Consider the following 24,494-nt stretch of genomic DNA (forward strand, 5'->3'; position numbering starts at 1 on the left):
TCACTCCTTCTCGCTTGCGTGCGTGCGGTGCGTCGCCGGCAGCCCCGCGGCCGAGCGGAACTCCCCCTCTTCGGCCGGCCAGACGGCGGCCGCGGGATCGCGGCGGCAAAGGTATATCTCGTGCCCGGGGCGCGCTTCGATCCGGAAGCCCGCCGATCGGAGCATCGCGCAGATGCCTGCGTGGTTCGGCGCCCACCAATTCGTCGGATCGTCCGCGAACCGGCCCTCGATGAAGGCCATGAACGGATGGTCCCGCCGGGTCAGGCGGTCGCGCTCCTCGAAGTCGAAGGGCGGCGCGGGCGCCTCGCCCCCCTCGCCCGTGTCGGCGGTCAGCGTCTGGAACACCATCAGCCGCGGCTCGACCCGCGCAAGCGCGTCCAGCGCCAGCAGCGGATAGCGCAGGTGGTAGAACACCCCCATGAACAGCACGAGGTCGAAGCGCTCGCCGCTGCGGGCCAGATCGTAGACCTGCTGGCGGCGGAAGGTCACGGGCAGGCCCATCCGCCCGGCCGCCCAGGCCGCCTGGCGCAGGTAGTGCGGGTCGAGGTCGATCCCCGTCACCTCCGCGCCCCGGCGGGCCAGCTCGAAGCTGTAGAAGCCCGCGTTGCAGCCGATGTCCAGCGCGCGCCAGCCGGAGAGGTCGGCGGGAAGGTGCGGCGCGATCTCGAGCCACTTGAACCGCGGAAAGTCCCCGAAGCGGTGGTCCGGCGCGGTCTGGACGCCGCCGGGCAGGTGCAGGTTGTGGAACCACGGCCCCAGGGCCGCGGGGTCGTCCGTGGCGGGGACGTCGATCGCGTCCTTCATGCGGCTTCCTCCAGAAAGGCTTCCAGCTCGGCGGCGCGCGCGTCCGACGAATGGCGCGCGCGCACGATCTCGCGGGCGGCACGGCCCATCGCCGCGCGGCGGGTGGCCGGCAGGTCCAGCGCGGCCTCCACGTCCCCGGGCCCGCGCGCGATCACGATGGCCTCGCCCTCGGGCAGCAGCGCGTCCAGCCCCTCCCACGCGTCCGAGACGATGGGCGTGCCGCAGGCCCCCGCTTCGAACAGCCGGACGGAGGGCGACCAACCCGCCGCGACCATGTCCGCGCGGGTCACGTTCAGCGTGAAGTCCTGGTCGTTGTAGAAGCCCGGATGCCGCGCGGGGGGCAGGTGGTCGATCCGCTCGACGCCCCGGGGCCAGTCGATGCCGCCGGGATATTGCGGCCCGGCCACCACGAAGGCGCCGCCCCGCCGGCGCGCGGGCTCCAGCAGCAGCGCGTCGAGGACCGGCTGGCGGTCTTCGCTGTAGGTGCCCAGGTAGCCCAGCTGCCACCGCCGCCGCCCTTCGCGCGCCTCCGGCCGGTAGCGCGCCGCGTCCACCGAGCAATAGAGCGCCCGCGCCCGCGGCGCGCCGAGGTCGCGCTCGATCCGGCCCAGCGTCGGCCCCCCGGTGAACGAGAGGTAGAGGTCGAGCCCCGGCACCTGGTCGGGGCGGATGTAGTGGTCCGCCCGCCCCATCCGCGACAACGTGATCGGCGTGTCGATGTCGTAGAAGGCGACCGTGCCGCGCGCGGTGTCGCGCACCCAGTCCAGCACCTCGGGCCCCCGCTGCACGTAGGATCCGACGATCACCGCGTCCGCGTCCGCGACCTCGCCGGCGAAGCGCGCGCGAAGGTCCTCGGGATCGGCGTAGAGGGCCAGCCGCGCGAAGTCCGGCTCGGTCAGATCGCGGTGGGGGGCGTACCACGGCACGTCCTGCTCGAGGAACAGCACCTCGTGCCCCCGCCCGTGCATCCCCCGCAGGAGCGAACGGAACGTCGTCGCGTGCCCGTTCCCCCAGGACGACGACAGCGAGAGGCCGATCACCGCGAGGCGCATCAGGCCACCGCCCGTCCGGCCAGGGCGGCCTCCAGCCGCGCCTCGACCTCGGCGGCGCGCCGCTCGTAGGTGTGGTCCCGCAGCGTCCGGCTCCGCGCGGCGGCGCCGATCCGGGCGGCCCGTCCGGGCGTCAGGCCCTCTAGCGCCTCGGCCACCTCCGCGCCGTCCCGCGCGACCAGCACCTCGCGTCCGGGCGCGAGGAACGCGTCCAGCCCCTCCCAGGCGTCGGTGATCAGGCAGGCCCCCGCCCCCGCGACCTCGAAGACGCGCGTGGCCGGCGAGTGGCCGTTGGCCGCCATCGACTCGCGCGAGACGTTCAGGACGGCCAGCGGCGTGCAGTTGAACGCGTTGTGCTCGCGCGTCGAGACGTGGCCCAGCAGCCGGACGTTGCCCGGCAGGTCCTTGCCCTCCCACCCCGACCCGCCGAGCAGGAAGTCCCTGCCCGGCAGCATCGCGGCGGGGCGCAGGAAGAACTCCTCCACCCGGGCCTCGCGGTCGGGCAGGCGGTTGCCGAGGAAGGCGAGGCCGGCGGCGAAGCGCGGCTCCGGCGCGGCCGGGTGGTGCGTCTCGGGGTCGAGCGCGTTGTAGACCGGCACGCAGTCCTGCGCGCCCAGGGCGCGGTAGCGTCCGATCACCGGATCGCCCCCGCCATAGGTCAGCACGAGGTCGAGGCGCGGCAGCCAGGCGCGGAGCGGATCGGATGGGTCTGCCTCGAGCCCTGCGAGCGTCGCCGGCGCGTCCACGTCCCAGTAGAGGCGCAGCGCCCCCGGCCGCGCGGCGGACCAGACGGCCTCCTGTATCTCGGCGTCCAGTACCCCCACGCCCGAGCACTTGATCACCGCGTCGAACTCCGCCGCGCGGGCCGCGACCGCGCGCAGGCCCGGCGCGTCCGGCTCCCAGACCACGACCTCGCACCAGCCCGGGGGGTCGATGTCCGCGCGCTCCTGCCGGCCGAAGGCGCGCGGCTCGAAGAAGGCGACGCGGTGGCCGCGCGCGTGAAGCGCCCGGATCACCCCGCGATAATAGGTCGCCGCCCCGTTCCAGACCGCCGACAGCAGGCTCGAGCCGTGGAACGCGATCCTCATGCCGGCACCCCCCGCAGCTCCTCCGCGACGGCCAGAAGCTCGTCCGCGCGGTGGCCGCAGGTGTGGCGGGCGCGGATCGTCTCCAGCCCGCTCCGTGCCAGCGCGGCCGCCAGCGCGGGCTCCGCCAGGACGCGGCGCAGCGCCTCCTCCGCCTCCCGGCCCGAGCGGACGCGCAGGAAGTCCCCCTCCCTGAACAGCCCCTCGGAATCCTCCCACGGGGCCGAGATCAGGGGGATTGCGCAGGCCATCGCCTCGAACGGGCGGATCGTGGGGATGCCGGGCAGGCTTTCTGCGTAGAAGCGCCGCGGGACGTGGACGGTGACGCGGTGGCGGGCGAAGACCTCCGGCGCCTCGGCGTTGGGCAACCAGCCGCGATACTCCGCCCCCAGCCCGGCCAGCCGGGCCCGCGCGGCGGCCGGATAGCGCACCCCGTGCACCGTCAGCGACAGCCCCAGCCGCTCCACCGGGCCGAACAGGTACTCCTCCAGCTCGGCCGTGCGCTCGTCGTCGCCCCAGTTGCCGATCCACGCGACGTCCGCCTCGGCCGCGCGCGGCAGCGGCCGGAACAAGCGGATGTCGGCGGCCTCGTGCCATACCCAGGCCCGCCGGCCCCAGCCGCGGGCCCGGTAGACCTCGCGCACCGCCTCGCCGAAGGCCAGCACCCCGTCATAGGCGGACAAGTCGTAGCGCCCCATCGCCGCGGGGTTCGAGACGGCCCTGTGATGCGTGTCGTGGAACAGCAGCGCGAACCGCCCGCCCGCCGCCCGCGCGCGCCCCAGCGCCGCGACCAGCGCGGGCTCGTTCCACTCGTGCACGACGACGAGGTCGGCGTCCTGCGCCGCCGCGACGGCCTCCTCGGGCCGCGAATAGGTGCGGGCGGTCAGCTCGGGGAAGGTCCGGGCGAAGCGCGCTTCGGCGCCCGGCGCGTCGGCCCGCAGATGGGTCCGGCTCCAGCCGCCCTCGGGCTCCAGCGCCAGGGTCTCGTGGCCCCGCGCCTCCAGCTCGCGCAGCACGCCGCGCAGGAAGTGGGCGTTGCCGTGGTTCCAGCACGAGACCAGCGAATGCGTGAGGTAGAGGACCCGCATCACGCCGCGCCCCGGCGGGCGGGGGCGATCCGCCGCAGCAGCGCGTCATAGGCCGCCGCCTGCCGGTCCGGCGTCAGCGCCGCCGCCCGTGCCCGCGCCGCCGCGCCCAGCCGCGCCCGCGCCCCGGGGTCGCCGATCAGCCCCGCCAGCGCGGCGTGCAGCGCCTCCGCGTCGCCGGGCGGATGGAACAGCGCGGCGCCGTCCCAGAGCTCCCGGAAGGGGGGGATGTCCGACAGGACCAGGGGTCGCGCCAGCCCCGCCGCCTCCAGCACCGCCAGCCCGAACGGCTCGTAGAGCGAGGGCGCCGCGAAAATCCCCGCCTCTCCCATGCAGCCCGCCATCGCCGCCGCGCCCAGCGTTCCGGCCGGCCGCAGATGCTCGAACGCGGCCCTGCCGCCGCCCGGCGCCGCGTCCGCGCCGGCCACCCGCACGGGCCAGCCGAGCCCCCGCGCGGCGCGGTCCAGCACCGCCATTCCCTTGCCCTCGTCCCAAAGGCGCCCGGCGGCCAGGACGAAGCCCTCGCCCGCGCCGGGCGCCCTCTGGGGAAGGGGCGCGCCGTTCGGGATCGCCTCCGGCCGGGCCCGAAGGTCGTGCGCCGCCGCGAGCGACGCCGCGAAGGCGCGGGTCGGGGCGACGGCCGCGCCCGCGGCGCGGATGCCCTCGCGCACCGCGGCGCCGTGCCAGCGCCATCCCGCGGGCTCGGGGGCGCCACGCACCCCGCGCCACCACGTCGCGACGGAGGAATGGGCCACCGCCACGACCGGCCGGTCCCACTCCGCGCCGCCGAAGGCCGGCTGGTTCAGTATCACCGCTTCGGCCCCATGCTCGCGCGCCGCCGCCCGAAGCGCGGCGCGTCCGGCCGCCAGACCCGCCGCCCCCCCTTCCGCCCAGTCCAGGGGGCCTTCCGTCTGGAACAGCGCGATCCCCGCGACCTCGCGCCGCTGCGCCATGCTCGGGACGGGGCCTATCGTGGCCAGCGCGGGCGCCCAGCCCAGCCGCGCCAACCCTTCCCCCAACGTCGCCGAGAAGCGCCAGACCCCGCCCACGCAATCGGTGGTCAGCAGCACGCGCCTCGTCATCGCGCGGCGCCCCCTTCCAGCGCCTCCAGGGGCAGCGGCCGCGCCTCCTGGATGTCGCTGAAGCGGTCGAACTGCCGCAGGTAGTGCGCGTGCGCCCGCTCCCAGGCGCGGTCGTCGGGCAGCCCGAACAGCTTCCGGTAGTCCGGCGAGGATGGATAGGGATAGAGCGGCACGGGATCGTTCGCCCAGACCCCCGCCTCGCGCATCCGGTCGCGCCAGCGGCGCAGCTCCTCCGCCTCGTCCGCGTCGACCTCGATCAGGTTGGCCTGCACGAAGGGCACGTGCCGGCGCGCGATCAGCAGCTTCTCGGTCAGGTCCTCGGTGGTGACGCGGCAGTCCTTGTCCAGCGCGGCGCGCCCGGCCTCGGTGATGCTCTCCACGCCCGCCTCGATGGACACGCACCCCGCGCGGCCCAGCTGCTCGATCATCGCGGGCTTCCAGATGTCGAGGCGGGTCTGGACCCCGAACTCCAGCCCCAGCGGCTCCAGCGCGTCGAGGAGCTGCCGCCAGGGCAGGAAGATCTCGTCGATGAAGTAGAGATAGCTCGCCCCCTGCTCCTTCAGGCGCCCGATCTCCTCCATCAGCAGGCCGAGGTCGCGGCGCCGATAGCCGTCGCGGAAGTCGATCTTCGCGCAGAACGAGCAGTGGTATGGGCACCCGCGCGAGGCCTCGACTTCCGCGCCGGGCCCGGCGGCCTGCGTGCCGAAACGGTGGTGGTGGTGGCCGTGCCGGGCGATCCAGGCGTCGGGCCATTCCAGCGGCGGCAGGTCCGAGAAGCGCGTGGCCCGCGGCCCGCCGTTCACCTCGATCCCGCCCCCGTCGCTGCGGGCGACGCCCGCGACGGCGGCCGGGTCGGCGCCTCCGGCCAGCTCGACCACGGCCTCCTCGCACTCTCCCAGGACGCCCAGGTCGCAGCCCAGCTTGCGCATCGCCGCCACCGGCGTCGCCGATACGTGCGGCCCCACCGCGACCGTCGCCCCGCCCCGACCGCCGAGCGCGTCGAGGAACTCGCGCGGCACCCGCAGCTCGGGCTGGGCGCAGCGCCAGAACAGGTAGGTCGGCGCCGTCGTCACAACGGTCATCGCGGGCGCAAAGGCGGCGACGCGCCCCGCCGCGCCCTCCATGTCAAGCCCGTCGAGGGCCCCGTCCAGCATCAGCACCTCGTGCCCCGCGCGCAGCAGCAGCGCCCGCGCGGCGCCCAGCTCGATCGGCAGATGCTCGTCGCGGCAGCCGAAGTAGATCGAGCCGTCGAAGCTCCAGGGCGGGTTGACCAAGGCGATCTTCATGCGGCCGTCTCCTCGTCGGGGCGGGCGGAAAGCGTCTCGAGCCATGCGGCGAGGTCGCGAAGCCCGTCCCGCCAGCCGATGCGCGGCCGCCATCCGGCGGCGTCGCGCAGGCGGGCGGTGTCGGCGACGAACCAGCGCTGGTCGCCCGCGCGCACCGGCTCGTGCCGCAGGCGGGCGGGGCGGCCCAGCAGGGCCTCGGCGGCCTCCAGCAGCTCCAGCAGGCTGACGGCGTTGGCGGGCCCGCCGCCCAGGTTGAAGGCCCGGCCCCGCGCGGCCGCCGGCGCGGCGAGCAGCGCCAGGTAGGCGTCCACCGCGTCGGCCACGTGGCAGACGTCGCGCACCTGCCGCCCGTCGCCGTAGAGGGTGATCGCCTCGCCCCGCAGCATCCGCAGCAGGAAATGCGCGACCCAGCCCTGGTCCTCCGTGCCGAACTGGCGCGGCCCGTAGATGCAGCTCATGCGAAGGACGCTGGCGGTCAGGCCGAACTGGCGCGCGTAATCCAGCACGTACTGGTCCGCCACGCCCTTCGAGCAGCCATAGGGCGTGTGAAGGTCCAAGGGCTGGTCCTCGCCCGCGCCCTCGGCGGCCAGGCGCGGGTCCGCGGGCGCCCACCGGCCGCCCTCCTCGCGCCAGCCCCAGCGGGCGAAATCGCCATAGACCTTGTTCGTCGAGGCGAACACCAGCGGCGGCGGGTCGGCGCGGCGGCGCAGCGCCTCCAGCAGGGCGAGCGTGCCGGCCGCGTTGACCCCGAAATCCGCGACCGGATCGGCGAGGCTCGTCGTCACCGCCACCTGCGCGGCCAGATGGATCGCCGCCCCCGCCCCGTCCGCCGCGTCCTCCAGGGCCCGCCCGTCGCGGATATCGGCCACGACGGCGCGCACCCGCCCAGGATGGCGCGCGACCAGCCAGTCGAGGTTCCGCGACACGCCCGCCCGCGACAGGTCGTCGAGGACGATCACCTCGCGCCCCGCCCCCGCGATCCGGTCCGCGAGGTTGCACCCGACGAAGCCCGCCCCGCCCGTGACGAGGACGGCCCCCTCCGGGAAGCCCTGCGGCAGCGGCGCGCTCATGCCACCAGCCCGCGCGCGCGGAGCTCCTCGGACGCGCGCTCCACCCGGTCCTCGGGCCGCTGCCCGGCCACCCATTCGGCCATCTCCGGCAGCGCCTCGGCGAAGGTCCGCCGGGGCTCGAAGCCCAGCGCCCCCCGCGCGAGGGCGATGTCCGCGAAGCAGTGGCGGATGTCGCCGGTGCGCGCCTTGCCCGTGATCTGCGGCGCGAGGTCGGGTCGCCCCAGCGCCGCGGCCGTCGCCTCCGCCACCTCCGCGACCGAGACCGACCGCCCGCTGCCGACGTTGATCGTCGCGCCGGCCGCCTCCGGCCGCTCCATGGCCAGCCGGAAGGCCCGCGCCACGTCGTCGACATGGACGAAGTCCCGCCGCTGCCGCCCGTCCTCGAAGACCATGGGCCGCTGCCCGTTCGCGATCCGCGAGGCGAAGATCGCCAGCACCCCCGTATAGGGATTCGAGAGCGCCTGCCCCGGCCCGTAGACGTTGAAGAGGCGCAGCGCGACGGATTCGATCCCGTAGGCGCCGGCGACGATGTGGGTCATCCGCTCCTGCGCGAACTTGTTCAGCGCATAGACCGAGGCCAGATCGCAGGGCTTGCCCTCGGGCGTGGGCACCGGCGTCAGCGCCTCGCCCTCCGGGCCGACCGGGTCCCAGCCCCCGCCCCGCCGCGCGGGGGGAAGGGGCCGGCCCCCCGGCCCGACATAGAGGCCCTCGCCATAGACGCTCATGGACGAGGCGGTGACGACGCGCCGCGGCCGGCCCGCCTCCGGCGCGTCCGTGATCGCCTGGAACAGGACGGCGGTGCCCAGCTCGTTCACGGCGGTGTAGCGGTCGATCTCGTACATGCTCTGGCCGACACCCACCTCGGCGGCGAGGTGGAACACCCCCTCCACGCCCTCCAGCGCGCCGCGCACGGCATCGAGGTCGCGGATGTCGCCGCGGACGATCTCGGCGCCCTCGACCTCGGGCGGGGGGCGCCCTTCCGCGCCGTGGACCTGCGCGATGAGGGGGTCGAGTATGCGGACCCGCTCGCCCGCGTCCAGAAGCTGCCGTGCGAGCTTCCGCCCGATGAACCCGGCCCCGCCCGTGATGAGATGCATCGGCTTCCCCTGCGGTTATCCGTCACACGCCCCGTCCTAGTGGAACAGGATCATCCCCGATCGGGTTCCGCGCCAGCCCCGCTCTTGCCAGCGGCGGATAGGTGCCTAGCATCCCCGGCATGATCCTCTTCCCCCCCGAGATCGCGTTCGAGGCGTGCACCCTCCGCATCGTCGACAGCCCGCACGACAAGCACGTTGAGACGGCGTTCCGGGCGGACGGCGCCACCGCCCGGGCCGACGTCCCTTGGGGCGACGCCGACCACATCGCGGCCGCCTGGAACGCGGGCTACGGGGGCGACCAGTGGCGCATGGTCGTCGAACACGAGGTCGGCCACGCCTTCATGGCCGAGGCGCGCGGCCTGCCCCATTCATGGTCCGTCTGGGCCGCCGCCCACGGCCGCGGCGGCAAGAGCAACAGCAGCGAGTGGCCCGCCCGCATACGCGAGGAAGAGCATCTCGTCGTCGCCCTCCAGCGCTACGCGAACCGCGGCATCCGGGACGAGTTCGACGCCCTGGGCCAGGCGTTCGGCAAGGGGCTTCCGGCCCTGGCCCAGCGCTTTGTCCGCCTCGTCCGCCCCTGGCTGCGCGAGGGCTACGACGAGCCCTACATGGACGCCGCGCCGCATCCCCCCGCCGTCGCGCCCGCCGCGCCTGCCGAACCTCCCGCGCGGGGGAAGCCGCAGGCGGGAAACGGCGCCGCCGGGGCCTAGGGACCGGCCGGCCCGCCCTGCCCCCGCGCCCGCCCGGCGCCCCTTCAGCGGAACGGATACATCCAGCCCCGGTAGTCCCCGACCAGCGCCTGCGCGCGGGCGATCTCCTCCAGGGTCATCTTCCTGACCACCTCCTCGATCGAGATGGCCGCGTCGGGGTCGCCCCCGATGGTGGACAGGGCGTACCACAAATAGGCGCGCACGGGGTCGGGCGCCGGCATCCCGATCCCTTCCTCGTAGTACCAGCCCACGCCCGACTGGGCCCCCGGATGGCCCTTCATGGCCGACCGCAGGTACCACTCGAACGCTCGCTCGCGGTCCTGCTCGACCCCCAGGCCCAGGGCGTACATCACGCCGATCAGCTCCTCGGCGTCGGCGTTGCCCGACCGTGCGTAGAGGCGCAGCTCCGCCATCGCCTCTTCCCAGCGGCCCGCGTCCATCAGGTCGCGCGCCGTCTCGACCTGCGCGGCGGCCGGGCCCGCCAGGATCGCGAGGGCCAGCGCCGCGGGCTTGAGTGCGCGCGCGATCCGGCCGAACCTCTCCTCCATGCTGCGCCTCCTCTCCCTGATCCTCGCCCTGCCCGCCGCGGCGCAGGACCTGCCGCCGCCCGTGGATCCGGCGGACTTTCCGGACCACCCCGCCCCCCTGGTCGAGCTGGGCCGCCTTCTCTTCCACGACCCGATCCTCTCGGGCAACCGCAACATCGCCTGCGCGACCTGCCACGCGGCCGACCACGGCGGGGGCGACGGCCTCTCCCTCGGCATCGGCGAGGGGGGCGCGGGCACCGGCCCGGACCGCACCGCCGAGGGGATCGAGAAGCGCATCCCCCGCAACGCGCCGGGCCTCTGGAACCTCGGGCATCGCGACGTCTCCGTCCTCTTCCACGACGGCCGGCTCGAGGCGTCCGACATCTTCGGCAACGGCTTCTCCTCCCCGGCCGAGGAATGGCTGCCCGGCGGCCTCGACTCCATCCTCGCGGCGCAGGCCCTCTTTCCCATGACCGCCCGGTTCGAGATGGCCGGCTCGCCCACCTCGGGCGAGGTGGGGGGCGCGGTGAACGACCGGATCGACGCCGCCTGGCCCATCCTCGCCGCCCGCGTCTCGGCGGTTCCGGACTACTTCGCCATGATCCGGGACGCCTTCCCTGAGGTCCGGGGCGAGGCCGAAGTCACGGCCGTCCATCTCGCCAACGCCCTCGCCGCCTTCATGACCGTCCAGTTCGAGAGCCACGATTCCCCCTTCGACCGGCACCTGCGCGGCGAGCCGGGCGTCCTCGCCCCCGAGGCGGCCGAGGGCATGGCCCTCTTCTACGGCCGGGCGGGCTGCGCCGCCTGCCACTCCGGCACGCTCCTGTCGGACCAGGGCTTCCACGCCCTCGGCCTGCCGGCCTTCGGGCCGGGGCGCACCCGGACGTTCGACCCGATCCCCCGCGACGTGGGCCGCATGGCCGAATCCGACCGCGCCGAGGACGCCTACCGGTTCCGCACGCCCATGCTCCGCAACGTCGCGCTGACCGCGCCCTACGGGCACAACGGCGCCTTCCCGACGCTCGAGGGGATCGTGCGCCACCATCTCGACCCGGCCGCCTCCCTCGCCCGCTGGCAGCCGGAGGACGCCGCCCTGCCCCCCGCGCCCCGCATCGCCGCGGTGGACTTCGCGATCCGGCAGGACGCGCGCGAGATGGCCCGCCAGGCCGCGGCCCTTGACATCGCGCCCGCACCGATGACGGACGCGGAGGTGGACGCCCTCGTCGCCTTCCTCCACGCCCTCACGGGCGAGACGGCCCGCGCCCTTCCCCTCGCCGCCCCCGAGACGGTCCCCAGCGGCCTGCCCCCCGGCTGAAGCACGGCCGGCGCCCGGCCGGAGCATCGGCCGCGCCCGCAGGCGGCGCGGGGGCCGGTCCGCGGGGCGGAACGCCTTCCGACCGCACCCCCCGGGGCCCGCGGCGCGGCACGCGCCGCCACCGGCCCGTCCCGACCCGCCCCATCGGGCGACCCCCCCGCCGGGCCCGACGACCACCGCGGGGCGGGCAGCCATGGCACAGCCGGGCACCCCCGCGCCCGGCCCCCGCGGGCACCCCCGCGCCCGGCCCTTGCGGGCACCCCCGCGCCCGGCCCTTGCGGGCACCCCCGCGCCGCGCCATCCCGCCTCGATGGAGACGCTCCCCCTCACCCGCGACCTCGTGCTCGTCGGCGGCGGCCACGCGCACGCGCTCGTCCTGCGCCGCTGGGGCATGGACCCCCTGCCCGGCGGGCGCCTCACGTTGATCGACCCCGGCGCGACCACCGCCTATACGGGGATGCTTCCCGGCCTCGTCGCCGGCCACTACCGCCGCCCCGAGACCGAGATCGACCTCGTCCGCCTCGCCCGCTTCGCCGGGGCGCGCCTGATCCGCGCGCGCGCCGCCGGGATCGACCGGCAGGCCCGGCGCATCGCCGTCGAGGGGCGGCCCCCCGTCGCCTACGACGTCGCCTCCTTCGACGTCGGGTTGACCGGCGCCATGCCGGACCTTCCGGGCTTCGCCGACCACGGCCACCCGGCCAAGCCCCTCGGGCCCTTCGCCGACGCCTGGGCCCGCTTCCTGCCCGGGGGCGGGCCGGCCGCCGTCCTCGGCGGCGGGGTCGGCGGGGTCGAGCTGGCGCTCGCGATGCGCCACGCCCTGCTCGCGCGCCACGGCCGGGCCGAGGTCGCCGTGATCGACGCCGGCCGCGCCCTCTCCGGCATCTCCCCGAAAGCCGCCGCCGCCCTTCGCGAAAGGCTCGCCCGGGCCGGCATCGCGCTTCACGAGGGCGCCGCCGCCATCCGCGTCGGCCCCGGCGCCGTGACCCTCGCAGGCGGGCGCGAGGTGCCGTCCGCCTTCACCGCCGGCGCCGCGGGGGGCCGTCCCTGGCCGCTCCTGGGCGGTCTCGGCCTCGCGCTCGAGGATGGCTGGCTCGCGGTGGACGACCGCCTGCGAACCTCCGACCCGCGCGTCTTCGCCGCGGGCGACTGCGCCTTCCTCGCCTACGCGCCCCGCCCAAAGGCCGGGGTCTACGCCGTGCGCGCCGCGCCCGTCCTCGCCGCGAACCTTCGCGACGCCCTTCGGGGGCGCGAGCCGCGGCGCCGCTTCCGACCCCAGCGCAGCTACCTCAAGCTCATCACCCTCGGGGCGCGCGAGGCGGTCGCCGACAGGGGCGGGCGCGCCGTCACCGCCGCGCCCGGCGCCCTCTGGCGCTGGAAGGACCGGATCGACCGGCAATTCATGGCCCGCCTCTCGGACCTCGCCCCGATGCCGCGCCCCAGGGCGCCCCGCGTCGCCGCCGCAGGCCTTGCGGAGGCCCTGGCAGGCGCGCCGCCCTGCGGGGCCTGCGGCGCCAAGGTGGGCGGCGCGACGCTTGCGGCGGCCCTCGCCGCCCTTCCCGGCACGCGCCGCGAGGACGTCGAGACGCCCCCCGGCGACGACGCGGCCGTGCTGCGCGTGGGCGGCGCCCGGCAGGTGCTGACGACCGACCACCTGCGCGCCTTCACCCTCGACCCCTGGCTGATGGCGCGGATCGCCGCGCTCCACGCTCTAGGCGACGTGCGGGCGATGGGCGCCGCGCCGCAAGCCGCTCTGGCGCAGATCACCCTGCCCCGCCTCGCCCCCCGGCTCGAGGCCGAGACCCTGCGCGAGGTCATGGCCGGCGCCGCCTCCGCCCTCGTGCCCGCCGGCTGCGCCATCGCGGGCGGCCACACGACCCAGGGCCCCGAGATGCAGATCGGCTTCACCCTCGCCGGCCTCGCGGACCGGCCCGTGACGCTGGCGGGCGCACGGCCCGGCGACGCGCTGGTGCTCACCCGTCCCATCGGCTCGGGCACGATCCTCGCGGGCGAGATGGCGCTGGCCGCCACGGGCCCCGAGGTCGCCGCCTGCCTCGACCTCCTCTCCGCCGACCAAGCGGCCGAGGCCGAGGCCCTGCGCGACGCCCGGGCGATGACCGACGTGACGGGATTCGGCCTGCTCGGCCATGCGGCCGCCATGGCCGCGGCCTCCGGCGTCACGCTTCGCATCGACCTCGAGGCGGTGCCGCTGATGGACGGCGCGCTGCGGCTGGCCGAAGGGGGGACCCGCTCCTCCCTCTTCGCGGCCAACGCCGAAGGGATGGCCGGCCGCGTTCTGCGGCCCGAGGGCGCGCGCTCGGACCTCCTCCTCGATCCGCAGACCGCGGGCGGCCTGCTGGCCGCCGTCGATCCCGCCGCCGTGCCGGCGCTGCGGGCCGCGATCCCCCATCTCGCCCAGATCGGCGGGGCCACGGCCCCGGACGGGTTCGACGTCCGCGTCCGCTGACCGGAAGGCCCACGCGCGGACCCGGTCCGGCGCGGCGGCCGGCCGGCCGAAGCCCCGCCACCCGGCAAGGCGAACCGGACCCGCCGGAGGAATCGACCCGGGAGCCGGCCCGGGAGCTGGCTCGTCGCCGCGCGGGCCCCGCGGCCGATCCGGCGGACGCACCCCGCCGGGCCGTCCGCCCGAAGGGCCCCGCACGCGGGCCCGGATCGCCCGCCCGGGGCGGCCATGACCACCCCGGCGATGGTGCCGGTTCGCAAGCGCATGCCAGCCCCCTTCGCATCACGGGAACAGGTCTAGCAGGCCCGGATTAACGGAAGGTGAAGTCACCGTGCGATATCGGTATGCCGCCTAGCATCAAGGCCTTGCACCGCCTTCTTCGAGCATTCGCATTACTGCCCCGGCGGTCTCGGCCACGTCCCCCGGCCCGGCGCCGCGCAGGGCCGCCGTGCCGAAGGGCCGCGCGTCGCGCCGCATGGCGCCGCGCGCGTAGCGGGGATCGTAGTGCCGCTCGATCAGCTCCAGCGCCAGGGGCTCGAACGCCCCTGTCCGGGCCAGCGCGGTCCACCGCTCCACCGCCTCGCCGCCGGCGATCCGCCGAAGCTGCCCCAGCCGCCCCTCCAGCGCGGGAAGGTCCGCCGTCAGGTCGCGATAGGCCCGCGCCAGATAAGCCGCCCGCACCTCCGGCGCGGCCTCGATGCGGATGCGCGGCGCCTCCCGCATCGCCTTCCACAGCGAGGGCGGCACCGCGATGTCCCCGACCTTCGAGGACTCCGCCTCGACCAGGACCGGGCGGGCGGGGTCCATCCGCGACAGCGCGACGGCCAGCCGTCCTTCGAACGCCTTCTGGCCGGGCTGCCCGCCTTCCCGCGCGCCGAGGACGCTGCCGCGATGGTTCGCCAGGCCCTCCAGGTCCAGCACCTGCCCGCCCCGGCGGGCGACCTCCGCCAGGATATCGGTCTTGGCGGTTCCCGTGTTGCCGTCCAGCACGACCGGCCGGACCGGCAGCGCCGCCTCGTAGAGCATCCCCTGCACCCTGCGCCGCCAGGCCCGGTAGCCCCCTTCGACGACCGAGACGCGCCACCCGACCTCCGACAGGATCACCGCGAACGCCCCCGAGCGCTGGCCCCCCCGCCAGCAGTAGACCAGCGGCCGCCAGCCGCCGTCCCGGTCCGCCAGCGGCCCCTCCAGGTGCCGGGCGGCGTTGCGCGACAGCCACGCCGCGCCCACCCGCCGGGCCCGGAACCGGTCCACCCGGGTGTAGAGCGTGCCGACCTCCGCCCTCTCCGCGTCGCTCATCGCGGGAAGGGAGATCGCACCGGGAAGGTGGTCCTCCGCGAACTCCGACGGCGAGCGCACGTCGATCACGTCGTCGAACGCCCCCGATGCCAGGGGGTCGATCCCCTCCAATGTCCAGCGCTCCAGCGGCATGCCCGCCCCCTAGCGCCCCAGCACCGCGTCCGCCATGGCGAGGCCCGAGCGGATCGCCAACGCCGCGCCGTCCGCGATCCCGGTCCCCAGGCACCAGTCCCCCCCGACCAGCACCCCGCCCGCCTCGGCGAAGGGCGCGCCGAACCCGCCCGCGGGATGCGCGTGGCGCCAGCGATGGGCGGCGACCTCGGCATCGTCCGGCAGGCCCAGCCGAGCGGCCATGCGGGCGGCCATGACAGGCTTCTCCTCCTCCAGCGCGGCGCGGCTCTCCTCCTCGGCCATGTGGACGGCGACGGCGCCAGGCGGCGCGTGGCCCAGGATCCAACCCCTCGGAAGGGCTTCCGGAGCCAGATCCGTCCCGCGGGCGATCAAGGTCCAGCGCGGCGCCATCGGGGCCTCCGGCACCCCCGGCCCCAGAAGCGCCCGCGCCTGCGGCCGGGGCAGGGTCGAGACGACGCGCCCCGCCTCCATGCCGCCCCCGTCCCAGCGCAGGCGGCCCCCCGCCTCCACGCCGGCGACCGGGGTTCCCAACGTCGCCTCCAGCGGCGCGGCCAGGACGTCGACCGCGTCCTCCAGCTCCTCCGGCAGGGGCGGCAGCAGCGCCCGCGCCTCCGGGGTCAGCGCGGGCAGGCCGTGGTTCACCGCCACCCCGCCCGCGCGGGGCCGCCGCACCGCCGCGCGCCCGCCGGGCCGCCGGCCCTTGTCGACGAGGCGCACCGACAGGCCCGCCTCGGCGAGGCGCCGGCCGCAGGCCAGCCCCGCGAGGCCCGCCCCCAGGATCGCGACGTCCACCCTCAAGGCGCCAGCCACCGCCCCGCCCAGCCGTCCGCGCGCCGGAACAGCGCCCGCCGGTGCGGCCGCTCGCCCAGGACCACGGCGTCGATCTCCTCCACCCGGCCGAGGAGGACCCCGAACCGCTCGCGCGCCACGGTGGCCTCGTGGTCCCGCCAGTGCCCGATGGGCGTGCCCGGCGGGGGCTCGCCGCCGTAGTTCAGCCGCCCCTCCTGTGGGATGCCGCGCCAGCGCTCCTCCACCTCGCGGCCCGAGAGCACCTCCACCTTCATCCGCAGCCGCACCTGAAGCTGCACCTTCCGGTCCCAGACGTGCAGCGCCGCGCGGGGGTCGGCGCGCAGCTCCGCGACCTTGTCGCTTCCCAGATCGGTGTGGACCTCGACCTCTCCCGCCGCGCGGTCGGCGCGCCGCAGCCCCACGGTCCGCGCCTCCGGCCCCGCGGCCGAGATCGTCGCCAGCACCGGATGCCGCGCCGCCGCGCGGGCGTCGTGCACCCCACGCGCCAGCCGCTCCCAGACCTTCGCGTGAAGGCCGTCCAGCTCCGCCGCCCAGGGGAAGCGGTCCCCGTCCGGCCGATCTGCGCTCACCGGCGCGGCCCAGTCGAGGGCCGGCTTCCCCTCGCTGCATTGCCGAGCGGTCCGGGCGTCCCCGGCCCCGTCATTCATACCCCGTCATCTCCAGATAGCCCCGCCCCTCGTGCGTTCCCTCGAACCGCAGCGGGCCTTCCCAATAGGGGACCGAGACGCCCATCCAGGCGTCCTCGTTCAGCGGGACGGTCCGCACGTCCACCCCTTCGGCGGGCAGCTCGACGCGCCATTCCACGGGCACGTCGCGGCCCGCGACCTCGGCCACGCGCAGCGGCGTCACGCGCAGCGCCCCGTCCCCGTAGGGCGTGGGCGTCCCGTCCGCCTCGATCCAGGTGGCGGAGGTGTAGTCGCCGCCGCCCCGCAGGCGGAACCCCATCATCCGCTCGCCCCCCTCGAAGGACAGGCTGAACCAGTCCCACCCCGTCTGCCCCTCCGAAAGGGGTTGGGAGGACCACTCCCGGTCCAGCCAGGCGTCCCCCGCGACGGCGACCGGGCCCGACGGCAGGTCGATGACCCCCTCGGCCCGGTAGAAGGGCTGCGAGTAGTAGTGCGAGGCCTGCCCCTCGGCCGACTTGACCGAATAGCCCAGCGCCCCCTGCAGGACGAACGGCCCCTCGGCCACGAGGTCCAGCGCGAACCCCGCCTCGGGCCCGCGCGCGGTCATCGTGACGTCGGACAGCGACGGCCCCTCCATGGACCATTCGTCGATCCAGGCGCGGAACGGCTCGGCCTCGACGCCGGCCAGCCCGACCCCGCCCCGCGCGAAGCGTTCGGCCGCGAAGTGGCGCTCGGGCGTGGTGATCCCGGCATGGCCCATCCAGACCTGCGCGTCCGCCTCGCCAGGCGCGAGGGCGGAGCGGAACAGCGTCCACTGAACCCCGTAGTCCCGCCCGTCCTCGCCCGTCAGAGTGGCGGTCACGTACCACCATTCGATCCGGTAGTCCGAATGCGGTCCGTGGTCCCGGGGGAACGCGATCGCGTAGTCCGGGTCCGGCAGCGCGAACCCTTCGGCATCCGTGCCGAGGCCGGCGAAGCCCTGCGCGAGGGAGGTCGCCGGCAGCAGGACCAGAAGGCAGATCAGGCGCATCACCGCTCCTGTACGAAGACCGCGATCAGCGCCCGCGGCGGCAGGGTCGCCAGCCGCCGCGCGGGCCAGGCCGCCGCCAGCGCGGCCGCCAGCAGCGCCGCCCCACCGAGGACCATCCAGTCGCCGGGGAACACCCGCATGGGAAGCCGCCATCCGAACGCCTCCACGTTCACCACCGCCAGCAGGACCCAGGCCAGCGCCAGCCCCACGGGAAGGGCCAGCACCGCCGTGATCCCCGCCAGCATGACCGATCTCAGAAGCTCCAGCCAGCCCAGCCGCCGCCGCGTCACCCCAAGGGCCCAGACCGGCGCCAGCTGCGGCAGCCGCATCGCCGCCAACGTCAGCAGCGAAGCCAGCATCGCGAACCCCGCCACCGACAGCGTCAGGACGTTCAGCGCGGCGGTGACGGCGAAGGTCCGGTCGAACACCTCCAGCGAGAACGCCTTGATCCCCGCCTGATCGATCACCGCCTCCGGCGGCAGGCCGAACTCGATCAGCGCCGCGCGCAGCCCCTCTGGGTCGCCTGTGCGCAGCCCGAAGCGGAAGACGGGCGCGTCAGGGTAGCGCCGGGCGAGGTCCGCCTCGCCCGCCATCGCCTGCGCGGCGGGGTTGCCATAGTCCGAATAGACCCCCGCGACGCGCGCCTCCCACCCCTCGGCCAGCGCCACCGCGTCGCCGACGCCGAGGGACATCCGCCGCGCCGTCTGCTCGTTTATCAGGACCTCGCCGCGCTGCAGCCGGTCCCAGACGTCCGGCGCGGCCTCGAGCAGCGGCCAGTTGTCCCGGTAGGTGGCGTGGTCGCGCACGCCGTAGATCTCGCCGGGGACGCCGCCGATGCGGGTGGGCACGGACCAGATCGGCAGGATCGCCTCCGCCCGGGGCGCGAGGAAGGCCTCGATCTCCTCCGCCTGCGCGGGGTCGCCCGCGGTGATGTAGAGCTCGGCCGCCAGCCGCTGGTCCAGCCAGCCGGTGAACGTCCCGCGGAACGAGCCCACCATCGTCGACACGCCTACGTTCGCGGCGAGCGCGAGGAGCAGCGCCATCAGCGCGAGGCTCAGACCGGGAAGCTGCTGGCGCGTGTCGGCCATGAACCATTCCGCCTGCGGCCCCCGGACGAGGCGCGCGCCCCAGGCGAGGGTCAGGGACAGCACCGGCGGCAGCGCCAGCGCGGCCCCGAGGAGGAGCGCGCCGAGCGTCACGAACCCCGCGACGAGGCCGTCCGCCGCCCAGGCCACCGCCGCCGACAGCGCGAGCAGCCCCGCGGCGGCCGCCCCCTGCCACAGCGCGGTCCGGCCCGAGGCCCGCGCCCAGGCGCGCGGCTGTCCGGCCGCGAGCGGCGGCAGCCGCCAGAGCTTCCACAGGGCCGAGACGCTGGCCAAGAGGGCCCCCGCCACCGCGATCCCCAGGCCCGAGAGCGCCCAGGCCGGCCTGAGGGAGAGGCCGCCGTCCACCTCCGCGCCGTAGAGCCCCTCCAGCGTCGCGGCCACGCCGGGCAGCAGCGCGGCCGCCACCGCCCAGCCCAGCAGCACCCCCGCCGCGCCCGCCACCAGCGACAGGACGACCAGCTCGCCCGCGGCCAGGGCGACAAGCGTGCCGCCCGGCACCCCCAGCGCGCGCAGGGTGCGGAAGGCGGGGCGGCGCTGCTCGAAGGCGAGGGCGACGGAAGACTGCACGATGAAGAGGCCGACGGCGAAGCTCAGCAGGCCGAAGGCGGTCAGGTTCAGGTGGAAGCTGTCCGTCAGCCGCGCCACGTCGCCCCCGTCCGACACGACGCGCAGCCCGCGCGGCAGCGGCGTCAGCGGCTCGGGCCCCGCCGGCGAGAGGTCGAGCCGGTCGAACCCCTCGCGCCCCAGCGCGTCGAGGGCCAACGTCCAGTCGGCCACGACCTCGCCCGTCCCCGCGGCGGCGGAGGGCACGAGGGCCACCTCCCGCCCGCCGAGGACGGCGCGCCGTCCCAGGGCGGCGACCGCCTCGGGCGAGACCAGCGCCGCCTCGCCCCGCAGGAAGGCCAGGGGGTCGACGCCGTCCTCGGCCTCCGTCGCGGCGCCCTCGCCCGCACGGCCGCCCGCCTCGCCCCCCCCGGCGAAGGGCCCCGCGCCGCCCGCCGTCAGCCCGTCGATCCCGACGAGGCGCACCCCTTCAGCGATCTCGCCCTCGACGACGGGCGTGACGGGCCAGCCCGCGCGGCGCATCGCGACCCACGTCTCGGGCGGGATTGGCCCGGTCCCCACGATCCGTCCGCCGCCCGCGCCCAGCGCCTCGGACGCCTCCGCGTAGGAGGCGCGGGCCTCGGCGTTGATCGCCTGCACCCCGGTCCACAGCGCGGTCGCCAGCGCGAGCCCCAGGATCAGCGTCGCGAGCTGCAGGGGCCGCCGCCGCCAATGCGACAGCAGCGCGGAGAGGACGGCCCCCCTCATCGCCCGCCCCTGGGCAAGCGCCTCCGCCCCTCCCGGCCCTCGGCCCTCCAGGCCCGTCCGGGCCGGGGCGGCGCCGCCCCGATCGGGCCCCCCGGGACATGTCCGCCCACTGGGGGGAAAGGGCCGCGCCGCGGCCATGACGGGCCCCGGACGGCCCCGGCGCAGGCCCCGGCACGCGCGCCGGGGCGGCGCGGCCCGGACGTCACGTCGCCACCCCGCCCTTCAGGTGCACGCGCCGGTCCATCCGCCCCGCCAGCGTGGCCGAATGCGTGACCACCAGCAGCCCGGCCCCCGTCTCCCTGACCAGCGCCAGCATCTCCTCCATCACCGCGGCGCCCGTCGCCTCGTCGAGGTTGCCGGTCGGCTCGTCGGCGAGGATCAGCGCCGGCCGCGCCGCGAGCGCCCGCCCGATGGCCACCCGCTGCTGCTGCCCGCCGGAGAGCTGCTCGGGGTATTTCGAGAGATGCGCCGCGAGGCCCAGCCGCTCGGCCAGGGGGGCGACGTCCGCCTCGCGCCCGGCGAGGCGCGCCTGGAAGGCGAGGTTCGCGCCCACGTCGAGCGAGGGGACGAGGTTGAACTGCTGGAAGACGAGGCCGATCCGCTCGCGCCGCAGGGTCGCGCGCGCCCGCTCGCCCATCGCCGAGACGTCGCGCCCCTCGACCGCGATGCGGCCCGCGTCCGCCTCGTCCAGCCCGGCGGCGAGGTTCAGCGCCGTGGACTTGCCCGACCCGCTCTCGCCGGTCAGGGCCAGCGTCTCGCCCGCGGCGAGCGTCAGGTCGAGGCCGCGCAGCACGGGCACGGGAACGCCGTCCTCGCCCGGATAGGCCTTCTCGACCCCCGCCATCTCCAGAAGCATGCCGGCCCCCTCTGCCGCCCCCCGAGGGCGAGCTAGCGCCGGGCCGCCGGCGGGCCAGCGCAAGCGGCCCGGCCTCGATGGCGACCCCGCCCGAAGCCCCGCGCGGTGCCGGCGGAGGGACTCGAACCCCCGGCCCCCTGATTACAAATCAGACGCTCTACCAGCTGAGCTACGCCGGCGCCGCGTCCCTCCCCTAGCGCCCCCGGCCGTGCCGCGCCAGCCGGCCCGGCGGCGCCGGTTCCCCTCGCGCGGAGGGCGGGCTATCTGCGCGCGGCGGGGGGGCGAGGGCCCCGCGGGAGCAACCAGCGGAGACGGGCCGGCATGCAGGTCGCCTTCCACATCGGCGCGCACTGCACGGACGACGACGGTCTGCGCAAGGCGCTGGAGCGCAACGCCGACGCCCTGGCCGCGCGCGGGACCGCCGTGCCGCCGCCGAATCGGTACCGCACCCTCATGCGCGAGACCGTCGAGCGGCTGGACGGCCGCCCGCCCGCGCCCGAGACGGCCCGCGCCCTGCTGGACTCGATCCTCGGAGGGGGCGAGGCGGCGCGCCCCGAACGCCTCGTCCTCGCGAACGAGAACTTCTTCTGCACGATCCCCCGCATCTTCGCCGGCGGCGCCTGGTACGCGGGTGCCGGGGACCGGACGAAGGCGCTCGCCTCCCTCTTTCCCGGCGCCCGCCCCGAGCTCTTCCTGGCGCTCCGCAATCCGGCGACGGCGCTTCCGGCGATCAAGCGGCGGGCGCCGGACATGGACTACGCGACCCTGATGCACGGCACCGACGCGACCACGCTGCGCTGGTCGGACCTCGTGCGCCGGCTGCGCGCCGCGATGCCGGACGTCCCCCTCACCGTCTGGTGCAACGAGGACACGCCCGCGATCTGGCCCGACCTGCTGCGCGCGCTGGCCGGCGTCCCCTGGGACGAGCCGATGGCAGGCGACAACGTCCTCCTCAAGCAGCTCCTCTCGCCCGAGGGGATGGGCCGCTACCGCGCCTACCTGGCCAAGCACCCCCCCGCGTCCGCGGCGCAGCGGCGACGGATCATCGGCGCCTTCTTCGACAAGTTCGCCCTTCCCGCCGCCACCTGGGAGGATGCCGACATCCCCGGCTGGACGGACGAGACCGTCGAGACGCTGACCGCCATCTACGACGAGGACGCATGGGAGGTCGCGAACATGGACGGCGTGACCTTCCTAGGGGCCTGAGGGGGCCCGAAGGGGGCCCCCGGCCCCCCAGGGCGCGCGGGACACCCTCAGCCCAGCGCCTTGCCCAGCCTCGGCAGGCGCGCCTTCTTCATCAGCCCGCGCATCGTCCAGCCCGCGTCGTCCATCGCCCGCGCGCGCGCCAGCACGGCCGCGCAGACCCCCCGGACGGCGTCCGGCGCCTCGTGCAGCAGCTCGACCATCAGCCCGTCGGGGTCGCGCCGCACGACGCCCTGCGCGCTCAGCACCCGCGTGGGGAAGTCCCTGAGGTTCATCGTCACCAGGACGTCCGCCCGGCCCGCGACGGCCGCCGACAGCACGTGGACGTCGTCGGGGTCGGGCAGCACGACGTCCAGGGGCGCCGGCTCGACCATGGCGCCGGGATGGATCGCCCGGGCCGCCGCGATCTCGCCGGTGGCGTCCTCGCCCCGGCGCAGGGCGGCGCGGCGCCACTCCTCCAGAAGGCGCGCGGACCACAGCGGCGTCAGCAGCCCCTCCCCCGCCGCGCCGAGCAGCACCTCGCGCATCACCGTCGGGTAGAGCACGTTGGCGTCGAGCAGCGCCCTCATGCCAGCCGAAGGAACAGCGCCTTCAGGTAGCCCGTCCCCGACAGCATCGGATGGACGGGATGGTCCGGCCCCGCGAACCCCGTCCGCAGGATCGCCGCCGCCCGCCGCGCCTTGCCGACCCCCCGCAGCGACGCGGCGCGGAACGCCTCGAGGTCCGCCGCGTGCGAGCACGAGCAGAGGCCCAGCACGCCCCCCGGCCGGACCAGCGGCGCGGCGAGGAAGGCGATCCGCTCGTAGGCGCGCAGGCCCGCCTCGCGCGCCGCCTTCGAGGGGGCGAAGGCCGGCGGGTCGCAGATCACCGTGTCGAAGGCGCGCCCCTCGGACCGCAGGGCGGCGAGCGCGTCGAACGCGTCGGAGCGGATCGTCTCGACCGTGCGGCCCATCCGCGCCGCGCCCCCCTCGGCCAGCGCCAGCGCGGCGGCCGAGGCGTCGACCAGCGTGGCCCGCTCCGCCCCCCCGGCCAGCATGGCGAGGCCGAAGCCCCCCACGTGGCTGAAGGCGTCCAGCACCTCCGGCCCGGCGACGGCGGCGGCGAAGCGGTGGTTCTCGCGCTGGTCGTAGAAGAGGCCCGTCTTCTGCCCGCCGACCAGGTCGGCCAGGTAGACGGCGCCGTTCATCGGCACCTCGACTGGCCCGTCCACCCGGCCGCGCACGACCTCCAGCCGGTCGGGCAGCCCTTCGGCGGCGCGGGCGCGGGCGGTGCCGTTCACGACGACGCGCTCGACGCCCAGCCCCTCCAGCGCGGCGATCACGGCGCCGAGCCGCCCGTCGATCCACGCGGCGTTGGGCTGGATCGCGGCGGCGTCCCCGAACCGGTCCACGATCAGCCCCGGCAGCGCGTCGCCCTCCGCGTGGACCAGCCGGAAGAAGGGCCGCTCGAAGAGGCGCGCGCGCAGCGCCGCCGCCCGCTCGATCCGCCGTGCGATCCAGGCGTCGTCGACGGTGGCGGCCGGATCGCGGTCCAGCACGCGCGCGGCCAGCCGCGCCTCCGGCGCCACGGCGACCGTGGCCAGGGGCGCGCGGGTCGCGTCCTCCAGCGTGGCGATCGTGCCGGGGGCGAGGGACCGCGCGCGGCGGTCCAGCACGAGGTCCTGCGGCCCGAGGAAGGGCGCGCCGCGGCGGATGCGCGCGACGTCGGCCTTGGGGCGCAGTCGGATCACGGGACGGTCCATGACGGCCCCCGTGACATGCTGCGGCGGGCGGGGAAAGCCCGCGGGCCGGCGCGCCGGGCGGATCAGGCCGGCGGAGGGGCGACCCCGCGGGCTAGCTCCCCCACCAGCGACCGGGCGAGGGCGTCGATCACGCGGACCCTCTGGGTCCGCCCCCGCTCTTCGGCGCGCAGGGCGGTCAGCCCGCCATGGCCGCGGATCGACGCGTCGACGCGCCGCGTCTCCAGCACCGCGCCGGTGGCCGCGTCGCGCAGCGTCAGGTCGTAGATCATGTTGTGCACCCCGCCCACGGTCAGGCGCGCGCGCGGGCTCAGGCCGTGGAACCGCACGACGGACACCTCCGCGAGGACCGGCCGCCCCTCCGGGCCCGCCAGCCGCTCCGCCGTCGCCGCCGCCTCCTCGAAGAGTGCCGCGACCTGCGCCCGGCGGTCCCCGTAAGGATCGCCATGCCAGACGATGTCCGCGCCCGGATAGTAGCCCTCGGAATCGCTGACCCTCAGCGCCTCGGGCACGGCGACCGAGAACCCGGCCAACGAGGCCGCCGCGCGCGCCGGCGCCTCCCCCTCCGCCGGGGCCGTCATCCGCCCCCCCGGGGCGCACGCGGCAGTCGAGACGAGGCAGAGCGCGACCATGCTGGCGCGCAGGAGACGGACGGACATCGGGCTGCACCTTCGCTGCGGATCCTCGCCGCGTCATACCCGCGAATGGGGCGGCCCTCCGGCGACCGGATGGCCATTTTGATCCGTGCCGTTCGCCGCGGGCGCGGGACCCCGCGCGCCCGTCCCGCCATCTTGACCGTTACCGCTAACGGG

22 protein-coding genes and 1 tRNA gene are annotated in these 24,494 nt (G+C 76.3%); 4 read left to right on the top strand and 19 right to left on the bottom strand.

Features of this window, described 5'->3' with window-relative positions:
• From BCF33_RS05320 to BCF33_RS05355, 8 genes are read right to left on the bottom strand one after another with little or no spacing between them, the layout of a single operon-like run.
• On the bottom strand, positions 1-804 hold the full coding sequence (locus tag BCF33_RS05320) for a TIGR04290 family methyltransferase (RefSeq protein WP_106159835.1): 804 nt from the start codon (positions 802-804) through the stop codon (positions 1-3).
• The gene (locus tag BCF33_RS05325; RefSeq protein WP_106159836.1) at positions 801-1,856 is read right to left on the bottom strand and encodes a CgeB family protein; all 1,056 of its coding nucleotides are present in this window, start codon (positions 1,854-1,856) and stop codon (positions 801-803) included. Before BCF33_RS05325 ends, BCF33_RS05320 begins: the two co-directional genes overlap by 4 nt.
• Positions 1,856-2,941 carry a CgeB family protein gene (locus BCF33_RS05330; RefSeq protein ID WP_106159837.1) on the bottom strand — a complete coding sequence of 362 codons (1,086 nt, stop codon included), beginning with the start codon at positions 2,939-2,941 and terminating at the stop codon, positions 1,856-1,858. Before BCF33_RS05330 ends, BCF33_RS05325 begins: the two co-directional genes overlap by 1 nt.
• Positions 2,938-4,026 carry a CgeB family protein gene (locus tag BCF33_RS05335; RefSeq protein ID WP_106159838.1) on the bottom strand — a complete coding sequence of 363 codons (1,089 nt, stop codon included), beginning with the start codon at positions 4,024-4,026 and terminating at the stop codon, positions 2,938-2,940. Before BCF33_RS05335 ends, BCF33_RS05330 begins: the two co-directional genes overlap by 4 nt.
• Positions 4,026-5,105 carry a glycosyltransferase gene (locus BCF33_RS05340; RefSeq protein ID WP_106159839.1) on the bottom strand — a complete coding sequence of 360 codons (1,080 nt, stop codon included), beginning with the start codon at positions 5,103-5,105 and terminating at the stop codon, positions 4,026-4,028. The genes BCF33_RS05335 and BCF33_RS05340 overlap by 1 nt, the downstream gene beginning before the upstream one ends.
• Entirely contained in the window at positions 5,102-6,391 is a 1,290-nt protein-coding gene (locus BCF33_RS05345; protein WP_106159840.1) for a TIGR04295 family B12-binding domain-containing radical SAM protein, read from the bottom strand. Before BCF33_RS05345 ends, BCF33_RS05340 begins: the two co-directional genes overlap by 4 nt.
• A complete protein-coding gene (locus BCF33_RS05350) occupies positions 6,388-7,461 on the bottom strand; it encodes an NAD-dependent epimerase/dehydratase family protein (RefSeq protein ID WP_106159841.1) in 1,074 nt (357 codons plus the stop codon). Before BCF33_RS05350 ends, BCF33_RS05345 begins: the two co-directional genes overlap by 4 nt.
• Complete coding sequence (locus tag BCF33_RS05355) at positions 7,458-8,558, bottom strand: NAD-dependent epimerase/dehydratase family protein (protein ID WP_106159842.1); 1,101 nt, start codon at positions 8,556-8,558, stop codon at positions 7,458-7,460. Before BCF33_RS05355 ends, BCF33_RS05350 begins: the two co-directional genes overlap by 4 nt.
• A gap of 119 nt (positions 8,559-8,677) precedes the next feature.
• On the opposite strand from BCF33_RS05355, the gene BCF33_RS05360 reads away from it, so the two are divergent.
• Positions 8,678-9,268, top strand: coding sequence for a hypothetical protein (locus tag BCF33_RS05360; protein ID WP_106159843.1), 591 nt, complete (start codon positions 8,678-8,680; stop codon positions 9,266-9,268).
• Positions 9,269-9,312: 44 nt separating this feature from the next.
• Here the strand turns inward: BCF33_RS05360 and BCF33_RS05365 are convergent, their stop codons facing one another.
• On the bottom strand, positions 9,313-9,816 hold the full coding sequence (locus BCF33_RS05365; RefSeq protein WP_106159844.1) for a tetratricopeptide repeat protein: 504 nt from the start codon (positions 9,814-9,816) through the stop codon (positions 9,313-9,315).
• Here BCF33_RS05365 and BCF33_RS05370 point away from each other — a divergent pair.
• Positions 9,815-11,110, top strand: coding sequence for a cytochrome-c peroxidase (locus BCF33_RS05370; RefSeq protein ID WP_106159845.1), 1,296 nt, complete (start codon positions 9,815-9,817; stop codon positions 11,108-11,110). The two genes, BCF33_RS05365 and BCF33_RS05370, sit on opposite strands and share 2 nt — an antisense overlap.
• A gap of 310 nt (positions 11,111-11,420) precedes the next feature.
• On the top strand, positions 11,421-13,574 hold the full coding sequence (selD, locus tag BCF33_RS05375) for a selenide, water dikinase SelD (RefSeq protein ID WP_158259352.1): 2,154 nt from the start codon (positions 11,421-11,423) through the stop codon (positions 13,572-13,574).
• 354 nt (positions 13,575-13,928) lie between these two features.
• Here selD and mnmH read toward each other — a convergent pair whose 3' ends face one another.
• The 7 genes from mnmH to BCF33_RS05410 form a co-directional block, all read right to left on the bottom strand.
• Positions 13,929-15,002: a tRNA 2-selenouridine(34) synthase MnmH gene (gene mnmH / locus BCF33_RS05380; protein WP_106159847.1), complete on the bottom strand. Its 1,074-nt coding sequence runs from the start codon at positions 15,000-15,002 to the stop codon at positions 13,929-13,931.
• A gap of 9 nt (positions 15,003-15,011) precedes the next feature.
• Positions 15,012-15,794 carry an NAD(P)-binding protein gene (locus BCF33_RS05385; protein ID WP_245883759.1) on the bottom strand — a complete coding sequence of 261 codons (783 nt, stop codon included), beginning with the start codon at positions 15,792-15,794 and terminating at the stop codon, positions 15,012-15,014.
• Positions 15,795-15,796: 2 nt separating this feature from the next.
• Positions 15,797-16,381 (bottom strand): pyridoxamine 5'-phosphate oxidase family protein, encoded by a 585-nt coding sequence (locus BCF33_RS05390; protein ID WP_245883730.1) that lies wholly within the window; start codon positions 16,379-16,381, stop codon positions 15,797-15,799.
• 70 nt (positions 16,382-16,451) lie between these two features.
• The gene (locus BCF33_RS05395; RefSeq protein ID WP_106159849.1) at positions 16,452-17,468 is read right to left on the bottom strand and encodes a lipocalin-like domain-containing protein; all 1,017 of its coding nucleotides are present in this window, start codon (positions 17,466-17,468) and stop codon (positions 16,452-16,454) included.
• Complete coding sequence (locus BCF33_RS05400; RefSeq protein ID WP_106159850.1) at positions 17,468-19,885, bottom strand: FtsX-like permease family protein; 2,418 nt, start codon at positions 19,883-19,885, stop codon at positions 17,468-17,470. Before BCF33_RS05400 ends, BCF33_RS05395 begins: the two co-directional genes overlap by 1 nt.
• A gap of 202 nt (positions 19,886-20,087) precedes the next feature.
• A complete protein-coding gene (locus BCF33_RS05405; protein ID WP_106159851.1) occupies positions 20,088-20,741 on the bottom strand; it encodes an ABC transporter ATP-binding protein in 654 nt (217 codons plus the stop codon).
• Between the two features lie 106 nt (positions 20,742-20,847).
• Positions 20,848-20,920 (bottom strand) — tRNA-Thr (locus BCF33_RS05410).
• Positions 20,921-21,062: 142 nt separating this feature from the next.
• Here BCF33_RS05410 and BCF33_RS05415 point away from each other — a divergent pair.
• A complete protein-coding gene (locus tag BCF33_RS05415) occupies positions 21,063-21,947 on the top strand; it encodes a hypothetical protein (protein WP_106159852.1) in 885 nt (294 codons plus the stop codon).
• A gap of 47 nt (positions 21,948-21,994) precedes the next feature.
• Here the strand turns inward: BCF33_RS05415 and BCF33_RS05420 are convergent, their stop codons facing one another.
• The 3 genes from BCF33_RS05420 to BCF33_RS05430 all read right to left on the bottom strand — a co-directional run bounded on the left by BCF33_RS05420 (position 21,995) and on the right by BCF33_RS05430 (position 24,341).
• A complete protein-coding gene (locus BCF33_RS05420; RefSeq protein ID WP_106159853.1) occupies positions 21,995-22,513 on the bottom strand; it encodes an RSP_2648 family PIN domain-containing protein in 519 nt (172 codons plus the stop codon).
• The gene (locus BCF33_RS05425) at positions 22,510-23,685 is read right to left on the bottom strand and encodes an RSP_2647 family RNA methyltransferase (protein WP_106159854.1); all 1,176 of its coding nucleotides are present in this window, start codon (positions 23,683-23,685) and stop codon (positions 22,510-22,512) included. The genes BCF33_RS05420 and BCF33_RS05425 overlap by 4 nt, the downstream gene beginning before the upstream one ends.
• A gap of 62 nt (positions 23,686-23,747) precedes the next feature.
• Entirely contained in the window at positions 23,748-24,341 is a 594-nt protein-coding gene (locus tag BCF33_RS05430) for a DUF6778 family protein (protein WP_106159855.1), read from the bottom strand.
• Between the last annotated feature and the right edge of the window lie 153 nt (positions 24,342-24,494).

The sequence above is a fragment of the Hasllibacter halocynthiae genome (assembly GCF_003003095.1).
GTDB lineage: Bacteria > Pseudomonadota > Alphaproteobacteria > Rhodobacterales > Rhodobacteraceae > Hasllibacter > Hasllibacter halocynthiae.